This is a genomic window from Bradyrhizobium sp. USDA 223 (genome assembly GCF_044909005.1).
GTDB classification, from domain to species: Bacteria; Pseudomonadota; Alphaproteobacteria; order Rhizobiales; family Xanthobacteraceae; genus Bradyrhizobium; species Bradyrhizobium yuanmingense.
Map to the genome: position 1 here is coordinate 7,798,935 of NZ_JBIYDR010000001.1, position 11,257 is coordinate 7,810,191.

Annotated in this window: 8 protein-coding genes and 1 pseudogene; 8 read left to right on the top strand and 1 reads right to left on the bottom strand. The window is 65.3% G+C overall.

Translation table 11 applies throughout. The features are described 5' to 3' along the window. Positions 1-146 precede the first annotated feature (146 nt). The 8 genes and pseudogenes from ABIA40_RS36330 to ABIA40_RS36365 all read left to right on the top strand — a co-directional run bounded on the left by ABIA40_RS36330 (position 147) and on the right by ABIA40_RS36365 (position 10,145). A pseudogene (locus ABIA40_RS36330) lies at positions 147-909 on the top strand (N-acyl amino acid synthase FeeM domain-containing protein). A 244-nt stretch (positions 910-1,153) separates the two neighbouring features. Then, the gene (gene pal, locus ABIA40_RS36335) at positions 1,154-1,642 is read left to right on the top strand and encodes a peptidoglycan-associated lipoprotein Pal (RefSeq protein ID WP_157283802.1); all 489 of its coding nucleotides are present in this window, start codon (positions 1,154-1,156) and stop codon (positions 1,640-1,642) included. A 207-nt stretch (positions 1,643-1,849) separates the two neighbouring features. Beyond that, positions 1,850-2,932, top strand: a complete 1,083-nt coding sequence (gene ybgF / locus ABIA40_RS36340) for a tol-pal system protein YbgF (protein ID WP_404546007.1) — start codon at positions 1,850-1,852, stop codon at positions 2,930-2,932. Between the two features lie 64 nt (positions 2,933-2,996). Then, positions 2,997-4,052, top strand: coding sequence for a tRNA lysidine(34) synthetase TilS (gene tilS, locus ABIA40_RS36345; RefSeq protein ID WP_271542935.1), 1,056 nt, complete (start codon positions 2,997-2,999; stop codon positions 4,050-4,052). Positions 4,053-4,328: 276 nt separating this feature from the next. Then, positions 4,329-6,251 (top strand): ATP-dependent zinc metalloprotease FtsH, encoded by a 1,923-nt coding sequence (gene ftsH / locus ABIA40_RS36350; RefSeq protein ID WP_035998585.1) that lies wholly within the window; start codon positions 4,329-4,331, stop codon positions 6,249-6,251. Positions 6,252-6,502: 251 nt separating this feature from the next. Continuing rightward, positions 6,503-7,342, top strand: a complete 840-nt coding sequence (locus tag ABIA40_RS36355; RefSeq protein WP_404546010.1) for a universal stress protein — start codon at positions 6,503-6,505, stop codon at positions 7,340-7,342. A gap of 9 nt (positions 7,343-7,351) precedes the next feature. Continuing rightward, complete coding sequence (locus tag ABIA40_RS36360) at positions 7,352-8,584, top strand: APC family permease (protein WP_404546012.1); 1,233 nt, start codon at positions 7,352-7,354, stop codon at positions 8,582-8,584. Between the two features lie 121 nt (positions 8,585-8,705). Continuing rightward, positions 8,706-10,145: a hypothetical protein gene (locus tag ABIA40_RS36365; RefSeq protein WP_404546014.1), complete on the top strand. Its 1,440-nt coding sequence runs from the start codon at positions 8,706-8,708 to the stop codon at positions 10,143-10,145. A gap of 64 nt (positions 10,146-10,209) precedes the next feature. Here ABIA40_RS36365 and ABIA40_RS36370 read toward each other — a convergent pair whose 3' ends face one another. Next, positions 10,210-11,205 (bottom strand): glycosyltransferase family 2 protein, encoded by a 996-nt coding sequence (locus tag ABIA40_RS36370; protein WP_275498063.1) that lies wholly within the window; start codon positions 11,203-11,205, stop codon positions 10,210-10,212. Positions 11,206-11,257 lie beyond the last annotated feature (52 nt).

The following is an 11,257-nucleotide window of genomic DNA, read 5'->3' on the forward strand; positions in this document are numbered from 1 at the left end:
TCCGCTCCCGCAATCGGCTCCCATCTGCACCGTAGTCTTGCGGGCTCGCAAAGGTTAACCCTAACGATTCTATAGCTTTGCAATTCCGTTAAGGAACCATTAAGGTCTGGCTACTCGTGGAAGTTGCTTGGAGTCAGAGGTTGCAGATGAAGTCCGGAGCCGAACCGAACACGGCGCTCCTTCCACGAGGCGCCGCGTTGTTTGACCGCATCGATTATCGGCTCATCGAAACGCCCGAGGACAAGGACAACCTGTATCTGATGCGCTACCGCGCCTATCTGCAGGCCGGTCTGATCGAGCCATCACCTTCACTGCGCGTCAGCGATCGTTTCGACGAAACGCCCAACACCTGGAATTTCGGGGTCTACGTTGACGGAGAGCTTTTGCAGCTCTGTCCGCATCCATCTGCTGACGTCGGAATGGCGGATGTCCTATACCACCGAGGTGTTCGGCGACATCCTGCATCCCCGCCTCGATCGCGGCGAGGTTTTTGTCGATCCGTGCCGGCTCGTTGCAGATCCCGACAAGCACCACCGCTTTCCCGAGCTGCCCTATTTGACCGTCCGCCTCGCCTTTGTCGCGTGCGATCATTTCAACGCCGACACCGGCCTTGCCATGATCCGGACCGATCATCAGGCGTTCTACCGCCGCATCTTCCTGCACGAGACCATTTCGCCGGAGCCGCGGGGCTTTCCGGGCTGGCCCACCAAGAAGGCGGTCCTGATGGCGACAGACGTCCGGCGGCAGCGCGACAAGGTGCTGGCGCGCTTTCCGATCATGCGCTCCAGTGCGTTCGAGCGGCGCATGCTGTTTGAACGCAGCATCCCCCGCCAGGCCGCCACGCGGCCGATTCTGCTCACCACGCCGCGGACCCTGGACGTGGCCTCTCAAGCGCTCGGTTCGGTCTAGGCGGGCGCTCCCCAGTCATTTCGGCCCAAAATTCCAGCAAGTGCCGGCTCTTTTGCCGGCCGACGCGGCTTGCCTTCACCCTCGCGCCACATTTACAACCCATTAACCATGACGTTTGCTTTTCGCTGGTTGGGGGCATTTGACCGGCTGAGGCAAGGTTCCGTCAAGGTTGACGGAACGTTCGCTTAACCAACCCCCTGTAGACCGGACAGCAGTGGACTAACGTGAGCGTGGAGGCTCCGGAATGAGACATCCTATGCGTATCCTCCAGGGATTGAAGCTGGCCGCGGTGCTCGCCGTCGCGCTGTCGATGGGCGCCTGCGCCAACAAGAATGCCGCGACGGATGCGATGGCCAATGCGGCGACGCCCGGCAGCCAGCAGGACTTCGTCGTCAACGTCGGCGACCGCGTGTTCTTCGAAAGCGACCAGACCGACCTGACCCCGCAGGCGATCGTGACCCTGGAGAAGCAGGCGCAGTGGCTGCAAACCTATCCGCGCTACGCCTTCACCATCGAAGGTCATGCCGACGAGCGCGGCACCCGCGAATACAACATCGCGCTCGGCGCCCGCCGTGCCCAGTCGGTGCGTTCGTTCCTCGCCTCGCGCGGCATCGACCCGAACCGCATGCGCACGATCTCCTACGGCAAGGAACGGCCGGTCGCCGTCTGTAACGACATCTCCTGCTGGTCGCAGAACCGCCGCGCCGTCACTGTCCTGAACGCCAGCTCCTGACGATCAGTCAGGTCCCCGGCGATCAGTCAGGCCCCGTTCAGCTTTGCAATTGGATGATGCCGGCGCCCTCTCGGGCGCCGGTTTCGTTTCAGCATTCTGTGACTGAAAACCCCTTGGTATCAGTCACATTTTTGGCGTACTCCACTTCAATGTGTGGCGCGTCGAGGGTTCCGTCGCAGGCCATTTCGCTTTCGTCGTCAGGGCAAGATGTCATCCAGATTTAAGGCTTTTACCGGTACCGCGGCGACCGCCGCGCTGCTCTCCTTGTGCTCGCCCGCGCTTGCGCAATCGGTCTACGGGCAGTCGGATGATGCCGACCCGGAGATGCGGATCGAGCGGCTGGAGAACCGGCTGCGCCAGCTCACCGGCCAGAACGAGGAGCTGCAATATCGCAACCGCCAGCTCGAAGAGCGCCTGCGGGCGCTCGAGGGCGGCGCGCAAGGGGCGCCCGGGCAGGCACCCAACGTCGCGGCGATGCCGCCCGCGCAGATCGCACCGAGCCAGATTGCACCAGGTCAGGTCGCGCCCGGCTATCGCCAGCCGCCGCCGCAACAGCAAGCCGCGCAGCCGAGCTACGAGCAGCCGCAGATCGCCGCGCCCGCACCGATCGTTCAGGAGCAGCCGGCGCCCGGTGCACCCGGCACGCGCCGCCGCGGCGATGCCTTCGACCCGAACCAGAACCCGAATGCACCCGGCGCGCCGCGCGCACTCGGCGGCGGGCAGCAGCCGATGCCGGCGGTCACGCCTGGCGGCGGCCGCAATGCGGGCGAGCCGCTCGATCTCGCCAACACCAGCCCGCGCTACCAGCAAGGTGTGCCGCCGGCCGCGCAGCCCGGCTATCCGCCGGCACAATCGGGTTATCCCGCACCGGCCGGTGGCGCTGCTTTGGCCACCCTGCCGCCGTCGGCGACGCCCCGCGACGAGTTCGACCTCGGCATTGGCTACATGCAGCGCAAGGACTACGCGCTGGCCGAGCAGACCATGAAGAACTTCACGCAGAAATTTCCGAGCGACCCGCTGGTCGGCGACGCGCAATACTGGCTCGGCGAGAGCTATTTCCAGCGCCAGCAATATCGCGATTCCGCCGAAGCGTTCCTCGCCGTCACGACCAAATACGAGAAATCGGCCAAGGCGCCGGATGCGCTGCTGCGGCTCGGCCAGTCGCTCGCCGCGCTGAAGGAGAAGGAGGCCGCCTGCGCCGCCTTCGGCGAGATCGGCCGCAAATATCCCCGCGCCTCCGCCGGCGTCAAAGCCACCGTCGATCGCGAGCAGAAGCGGGTGAAGTGCTGATCCGCTGACAAAGCGGATGGCGTTGCGCTAAACATTCGATCCATCCGCGGATGATTGCAGCGTCATGTCAGACGACGACGATTCACCGATCTCGGCGCGCGAGGCGAGGCGGCTCTTCGCGGGCCTGAGAGATGCCCCCGCGCTGGTGCTCGCGGTCTCCGGCGGGCCCGACTCGGTTGCCCTGATGTGGCTCGCGGCGCGCTGGCAGCGCAGCCTCGCGCGAGGCCCGCAAATCACGGTCGTCACGATTGATCACGGCCTGCGCCCGGAGGCCGCCCGCGAGGCGCGCGAGGTCAAGCGGCTCGCCGCAGCGCTCGGATTGCCGCACCGGACCCTGCGCTGGCGCGGTGAAAAGCCGAAGACGGGGCTGCCTGCCGCTGCGCGCGAGGCCCGCTATCGCCTGCTCGCACAGGCCGCGCGTGCCGCCGGCGCGAGCCATGTCCTGACAGCCCACACCCGCGACGATCAGGCCGAGACCCTGTTGATGCGCCTGTTCCGCGGCAGCGGACTTGCCGGACTCTCCGCCATGGCTCCATTCACCGATCGCGACGGAATCGTGCTGGCGCGTCCGTTGCTCGACGTTCCGAAATCGCAGCTGATCGCGACCTTGCGGCGGGCGAGGATCGGCTTTGCCGAGGATCCCACTAACCGCGACACCGCCTTCACACGGCCGCGGCTGCGCGCGCTGCTGCCGCTCCTCGCGGCCGAGGGCGGCGATGCCAGAAATCTGGCCCGGCTCGCGGCAAGGCTGGCGCGGGCCAATGCGGCGGTCGAGGTGCTCGCCGACGGCGCCGAGCGCTTCCTCCGCCTGCGGGCTCGCGGCGATGCGCCGCAGGCGGGCGTCAGGAGCTTCGAGGCCTCGGCCTTTGCGGCCCTGCCGGAGGAGGTGCGGCTGCGGCTCCTGCTGCGGGCCATCGACGCGCTCGGCCATGAGGGGCCGGCGGAACTCGGCAAAGTCGAAACCCTGATGTCCGTCCTTGATCGGGCGATCGCCAGCCCCCGCGCGGCCGCAAATGGCCGGCCGGTCCTGAAGCAGACCCTCGCAGGAGCCTTGATCAGCCTTGCCGGCGGGCGTATCCAGATCGCGCCGGCGCCGGCCCGGCGGCGCAAGGGCAGATGAGCGCGACGAGAGCGGATCATGACACTGGTCAATTCGCGTCCGTGCCGTCAGGCCACCTTAACCAGGCAGGAAAAACCCGGGTTCGGACGCCATGATTTCAGCGGGAATCGCGCTAAGATGGGATAAATAGTCCCATCTCGTTCCCTTGGCAGCGACCGGGGCGGCACCTAAATTGTATCCGTCTAACGATGAGGATTCCTTGGGATTTCCTCGCATTGACCAAATCAACTGCCCAAGGATCACGGCCGCGATCCGCGCGACCACGAAGGAAGATCGATGAACGCCAATCTGCGCAATTTCGCCCTCTGGGTCATCATTGTCTTGCTGCTGTTGGCGTTGTTCACGCTCTTCCAGAATCCGGGTCAGCGGGCCTCCTCGCAGGACATCGCCTTCTCGCAGCTGCTGAGCGAAGTTGACCGCGGCAATGTGCGCGACGTCGTGATCCAGGGGCCGGACATCCACGGCACCTTTACCAACGGCTCCAGCTTCCAGACTTACGCGCCGAACGACCCGACGCTGGTGAAGCGCCTCTATGACAGCAAGGTGCAGATCACCGCGAAGCCGCCCGGCGACAACGTGCCGTGGTTCGTCTCGCTCTTAGTCTCCTGGCTGCCCTTCATCGCGCTGATCGGCGTCTGGATCTTCCTGTCGCGGCAGATGCAGGGCGGCGCCGGCAAGGCGATGGGCTTCGGCAAGTCGCGTGCGAAGATGCTGACGGAGGCCCATGGCCGCGTCACCTTCGAGGACGTCGCCGGCGTCGACGAGGCCAAGCAGGACCTGCAGGAGATCGTCGAGTTCCTGCGCGACCCCGGCAAATTCCAGCGCCTCGGCGGCCGCATTCCGCGCGGCGTGCTGCTGGTCGGCCCTCCCGGCACCGGTAAGACCCTGATCGCGCGCGCGGTCGCGGGCGAAGCCAACGTGCCGTTCTTCACCATCTCCGGTTCCGACTTCGTCGAGATGTTCGTCGGCGTCGGCGCGAGCCGCGTCCGCGACATGTTCGAGCAGGCCAAGAAGAATGCGCCCTGCATCATCTTCATCGACGAAATCGATGCCGTCGGTCGTCACCGTGGCGCCGGTCTCGGCGGCGGCAATGACGAGCGCGAGCAGACGCTGAACCAGCTGCTCGTCGAGATGGACGGCTTCGAGGCCAACGAGGGCGTGATCCTGATCGCCGCCACCAACCGTCCCGACGTGCTCGATCCCGCGCTGCTGCGTCCGGGCCGCTTCGACCGTCAGGTCGTGGTGCCGAACCCCGACGTCGTCGGCCGCGAGCAGATCCTGAAGGTGCATGTTCGCAAGGTTCCGCTGGCGCCCGATATCAATCTCAAGACCATCGCGCGCGGCACCCCGGGCTTCTCCGGCGCCGACCTGATGAACCTCGTCAACGAGGCCGCTTTGACCGCCGCCCGCCGCAACAAGCGGATGGTGACGCAGGCCGAGTTCGAGGAGGCCAAGGACAAGGTGATGATGGGCGCCGAGCGCAAGTCGCTCGTCATGACCGAGGAAGAGAAGCTGCTCACGGCCTATCACGAGGGCGGCCACGCCATCGTCGGCCTCAACGTGCCCGCGACCGATCCGATCCACAAGGCGACCATCATCCCGCGCGGCCGTGCGCTCGGCATGGTCATGCAGCTGCCCGAGCGCGACAAGCTGTCGATGTCGCTGGAGCAGATGACCTCGCGCCTCGCCATCATGATGGGCGGCCGCGTCGCCGAAGAGCTGATCTTCGGCCGCGAGAAGGTGACCTCGGGTGCGGCCTCCGACATCGAGCAGGCCACGCGCTTGGCCCGCATGATGGTGACGCGCTGGGGCCTGTCGGAAGAGCTCGGCACCGTCTCCTATGGCGAGAACCAGGACGAGGTCTTCCTCGGCATGTCGGTGTCGCGCACGCAGAACGCCTCCGAAGCCACCGTCCAGAAGATCGATTCCGAGATCAAGCGCCTGGTCGAGGAAGGCTACAAGGAGGCGACGCGCATCCTCACCGAGAAGCGCGCCGATCTCGAGACGCTGGCCAAGGGCCTGCTCGAGTTCGAGACGCTGACCGGCGATGAGATCGTCGACCTGCTCAAGGGCAAGAAGCCAAACCGCGAGTCGGTGCTCGAGCCGACCACCCCGCGCGCCTCCGCCGTGCCCCCGGCCGGCAAGCCGCGCCCGCGTCCCGATCCGGATCCGGGCCTCGAGCCGCAGCCGCAGGCGTAATTCCAAGCGGCAGTTGAGAATCGAAAAGCGCGGCGGTAACGCCGCGTTTTTTATTGTCCGAGCGCGCCTTCGCGAGCTGGCATGCGCTGGCCCATCCCGCAACGCAGGCGCCGCCGAACCAGAGCGTTCTGTTCCGGCGCATCGTTCGAGCCTGGGCCGTTTTGCCACAGCCATCCGGCTGAATCGGTTGCGGTGGGTCAAGAAGGAGCATCTCGACGGCGTTAGGTTCCGCCTCGTCAAAGGAGGCACACATGGCTTTCAAGGATGTTCTGTTGACCCTGGCGAGCTATCCGGAGCCGACGCCGGTTTCGGTGATCGACGGTGCCGTCTCGGTGGCCGCCGCCCTGGGTGCGCACCTCGCAGCCATTTCCTGCGAGGTCCATGCGGAAGTGCGCGCAAGCCTGCTCGGCGATCTCATCCTGGACATACCCGCGCTTGTTGCTCGCGAGGCCGCCAAGAGCCGCGGGAATGCGAAAGCCCTGCTTGCCGCATTCGAAGCCTCCGCCGACAAATCCGGCGTCCGGCATGAGACCATCTTCGAGCAATGTGCAACCGCCAGCGAGGCCGCGCTGCTGGTCGACTATGCAAGGCTTCGCGATCTCACGATCATGGCGGTGCCGGACTCCCATGATCTGGGATACGCCGAGGAGGTGATCTTCGAATCCGGCAGGCCGACGCTGATCCTTCCCACCGGCCCGCGGTCGCGTCCGTTGCGGCTCGATGCCATCTGCGTGGCTTGGGACTTCAGCCGCACCGCTGCGCGAGCGGTTTCCGACGCACTTCCTTTGCTCGAAATCGCAAGAAGTGTGCGCCTCGTGACTGTCACCAATGAAAAGCCCCTGGATTCCAGACATTCCGGCCAAGAACTGGCGAAGAACCTCGCTCGTCATGGCATCGAGGTTGTGCGCGATGAGATCGATGCCGAGGGCAAGCCGATCGACGAGATCCTTGCATCTTACGTGCTATCCCACGGCATCGACGTCCTCGTGATGGGCGCGTACGGAACGCCGAGGTGGCGGGAATTCGTGCTCGGCGGCGCGACCAGGGGCCTGCTGTCCAAGCCGCCGATCCCGATCCTGTTTTCGCATTGACGGCTGGTGATGCAGGAGGTGGCGCCGCTCGGGTCTACGAAACTGGTCAGATCGCTGACGCTCACGCACGCGGTCCTCTACGGGCTCGGCGTGACGATCGGCGCCGGAATCTACGTCCTGGTGGGCGCGGCCGCCGCCCGGAGCGGAATGCATGCACCTCTGGCGTTCCTCGCTGCCGCGGTCGTGATGGGCGTGACGGCCGGGAGCTTTGCCGAACTGGGCACGCGACTGCCGGTTGCGGCGAGCGAGGCCGCCTATGTCCAGGCCGCGTTTCATCGAAAATGGCTCAGCGGTGCCACAGGGTTGCTCGTGGTGGCTGCAGCGACGATTTCGGGCGCGACCATCACCGTTGGGAGCGCCGGCTACATCAGCGTGTTCCTGCCGCTGCCGGCCAGCTGGATCATCGCCAGCGTCGTGCTCGCGATGGGAGCGATCGCCTGCCTGTCCGCGGTTCAGTCCATCAGCTTCGCCGGCTTGATGACGGTCGTGGAGATCGGAGGATTGGTCCTCATTGTCGGAGCCGGGCTGTTTGAGGGCGACGCCCTGGTCTCCCGGCTGCCCGAACTGTTGGCTCCCTTGAGCGATAAAGCAGCGTGGACCGGGATCGCACAGACGTCGCTGCTCGCCGTGTTTGCGTTCATCGGGTTCGAGCACCTCGTGAACATCTCCGAGGAAATGAAGAATCCGTCCCAAACGTTGCCTTGGGCGCTCTTCATCACCCTCGGCGTGACCGCGCTCCTCTACATGATCGTCGTCTGGGTTGCGGTGGTCGCGGTGCCCCCGGCCGAGCTCGCGCACGCCTCGGCTCCGCTTGCACTTGTCTTTCAGCGGTTGACCGGTCTTCCCCTCTCGGTCTTGAGCGTCATTGCGATCGTTGCGACGGTCAACGGGATCATCGTTCACATGCTGATGATCGGACGTGTGCTGTACGGGCTTGCGGACCAAGGCAGCCTTCCGGCCTTTCTGGCCCGGGTGAACGCCAGAAGCGGCGCGCCGGTGGTTGCAACCCTCTTCGGCGTGGGCGCCATCCTGATCCTCTCCCTTGGCGTTCCCTTGACCGGATTGGCCGAATGGACCTCACGCCTGACGCTCGGGATCTTCGTCCTGGTCAACCTGGCGCTTCTTCGCATCAAGACGAGAGAATCCAAGCCTCCCGCCGGCGTGTTCCTCGTGCCCATTTGGGTGCCGATCGCAGGACTGTTCACAAGCGCCGCATTGCTCCTGATCGATCTCGTGCGATAGCGCCCGCGTGGCGTTTCGGCGGAGGACCCGGGCGTTGCGATGGCGGTTCTCTCGCTTCCGCACGCGCGTTCGGTGAAACATTAAAGAACACCTTAACAATTAAGGCCTAGCTTGGCCCGCCATGACTGATCAGGTCGTCTCCAGCGCGGTTCAACCGTTTTCGGCGCGTGCAGTGCTCCCTTGGGCTGTGGGGCTCGCCGTCTACGCTGTGTTGCTGGCTGTCGGCCCGAAGCTGCTCGGAGATCCCGACAGCTATTCTCACGTCGAGCTCGGGCGCTGGATCATGGCGCATGGGACCCTGCCGACGAGCGATCCATTTTCGTTTTCGAAGCATGGCGCGCCCTGGATCACGTTCGAATGGCTGTCGGAAGTCATCTATGCCGGAGCCTACGTCCTGTCCGGCTGGCCCGGCGTCGTCGTCGTCGCGGCCGCGGCGATCGCACTCGCCTTTGGTCTGCTCACATACTTCCTGCTGCGCGAGCTGTCGCCGACCCAGACGCTGATCATGGTGATCGCGGCCGTCATCCTGACGGCGCCGCACATGCTGGCGCGGCCACACGTGCTCGTGATGCCCATCATGGTGATCTGGGCGGCTGCCCTGGTGCGTTGCATGGATCATGGCAGGCCGCCACCATACTGGGCCCTGCCGCTGCTGGTCGTGTGGGGCAATCTGCACGGCAGCGGAGTGTTGGCGCTTGGCTTGATTGGACCCGTGGTGCTCGAGGCGCTGCTGCGCGAGGAGCGAAGCCAATGGCCACGGGTGCTGCTGCGCTGGGTGCCATTCACACTGCTTGCCGTCGCCGCATCCTGCCTGACGCCGCATGGGCCGGAACCGCTGCTGATGCCGATCACGACACTCGGCCTCGGTCCCGCGCTCGCCTGGATCGCGGAATGGCGGCCGCAGGATTTCAGCCGCATCGGCGGCTTCGAGCTGCTGTTGCTGGGGGGCATCTTCGCGCTCTCGCGCGGCGTCACGCTGCCGGTCGTGCGGACCCTGGTGGTGATCGGCTTGCTCCATTTCGCGCTGGCGCAGATGCGCAATGCGGATCTGCTGGCCATGCTGGCGCCGCTCTACCTCGCGGCCCCGCTGGCCCGGAGGTTCGGCGGGCCGAGCGGGAACGAGACCGACCGCTCCTCGCGCGGCTTGAACCTGGCGGCATTCGGCATCTTGGCCGCGATGAGTGGATTGGCGCTGGCGCGCGACATCCGGCCGGCTCACCTCATTACCCCCGAGGCGGCCGTCGCTCGTGCCGACCTCGCCAAGGCGGGGCCGCTGCTCAACGATTATTCCTTCGGCGGCTATTTGGTCTTTGCCGGCATTCCCACCTTCATCGACGGCCGCGCGGAACTGTTCGGCGGACCGTTCATCGAACGCTACAATCGCGCCCTGGCGCTGATTGACCTCGGAGATTTTCTCAAGCTGCTCGACGACTACAAGATCCGCGCGACGCTGCTCGCACCGAATACGCCCGCCACAGCGATGCTTGACCGGCTGCCGCACTGGCAGCGCGTGTACAGCGACGATGTGGCGGTCGTCCACAAGCGCCGGGAGATGCAGTAAAGCCCGCTCGGCAGCAGCATCGAAGACCAGGTGTTGGCCTCACGTCCGAGATGATTGCGGCGGATCACTCGTTGATTGCGTGCTTGGCAGGTACAGTCGCCGCCTCGTTGCGATCGAAGCCGGCTCGCTTCTGGACCACGTACAGTGGACGGCGCTTTACTTCGGCATGGATGCGGCCGACGTAAAGGCCCACGATCCCCGTCATCAGCATGTTCATTCCACACAACAGCGAGAGGAGGACGATGGTCGAGGACCAGCCGGTCACGAGATGAGTGTCGTTGCTCAGCCACATCACGATGACCCAGCCGCCGTAGAGCAGTGCGAATGCCGAGACGGTCAATCCGCACCAGATCGCCAGGCGCAAGGGCAGATCGGAAAAGCCGAGCGCGGCGTTCACCGCGAGTCGGATCATCTTGAACAGGGGGTACTTGGTCTCGCCCGCGGCGCGCTCGAGACGATGGAAGGCGACCTCGGCTTGGCGGAAGCCGAGCCAGGCGATCATGCCGCGTACGAAGCGATCCTGCTCCGGCATCTGCCTGAGCGCGTCCAGCACCTTGCGATCGATCAGGCGGAAGTCGCCGACGTCGGCGGGGATGCCGACGGAGGACATCTTGCCGAGCAGCCGGTAGAACAGGTGTGCGGTCGCGCGCTTGAATGGGCTCTCTCCCTCGCGCGACAGGCGGCGGGCGTGGACGACGTCATTGCCTTCGTGCCATTTCGCGATCAATTGCTCGATCACTTCGGGCGGATCCTGCAAATCGGCGTCCATGACGATGATCGCGTCACCCTGCGCGGCGTCCATGCCGGCGGTGATGGCGACTTGATGGCCGAAATTCCGCGACAGGCCGATATAGCGAAAGCGGGCGTCGCGCACAGCGAGTGCCTGTAGCACGATCGAGCTGGAATCGCTGCTGCCGTCGTCGACGAAAATCGCCTCTGCCGGCCCGTCGAGCCGGGACAGCAGCAAGTCGAGCCGGCGTAACAATATCGGCAGTACGGCTTCCTCGTTGAACACGGGAATGACGAGGCTGTAGCGGATCGGTCCGGAATTGGCCGCCATGCGAAGGAGTCCAGCTGGGTTGCAGGGGCGGAAGTCTATGGGCAGGTGGTTA

What these genes read in the sequence shown, in the direction of transcription:
- ybgF (WP_404546007.1), top strand. Translation starts at nt 1,850, where the DNA reads ATGTCATCCAGATTTAAGGCTTTTACCGGTACCGCGGCGACCGCCGCG.
- pal (WP_157283802.1), top strand. Translation starts at nt 1,154, where the DNA reads ATGAGACATCCTATGCGTATCCTCCAGGGATTGAAGCTGGCCGCGGTG.
- tilS (WP_271542935.1), top strand. Translation starts at nt 2,997, where the DNA reads ATGTCAGACGACGACGATTCACCGATCTCGGCGCGCGAGGCGAGGCGG.
- ABIA40_RS36370 (WP_275498063.1), bottom strand. Translation starts at nt 11,205, where the DNA reads ATGGCGGCCAATTCCGGACCGATCCGCTACAGCCTCGTCATTCCCGTG.
- ABIA40_RS36355 (WP_404546010.1), top strand. Translation starts at nt 6,503, where the DNA reads ATGGCTTTCAAGGATGTTCTGTTGACCCTGGCGAGCTATCCGGAGCCG.
- ABIA40_RS36365 (WP_404546014.1), top strand. Translation starts at nt 8,706, where the DNA reads ATGACTGATCAGGTCGTCTCCAGCGCGGTTCAACCGTTTTCGGCGCGT.
- ftsH (WP_035998585.1), top strand. Translation starts at nt 4,329, where the DNA reads ATGAACGCCAATCTGCGCAATTTCGCCCTCTGGGTCATCATTGTCTTG.
- ABIA40_RS36360 (WP_404546012.1), top strand. Translation starts at nt 7,352, where the DNA reads ATGCAGGAGGTGGCGCCGCTCGGGTCTACGAAACTGGTCAGATCGCTG.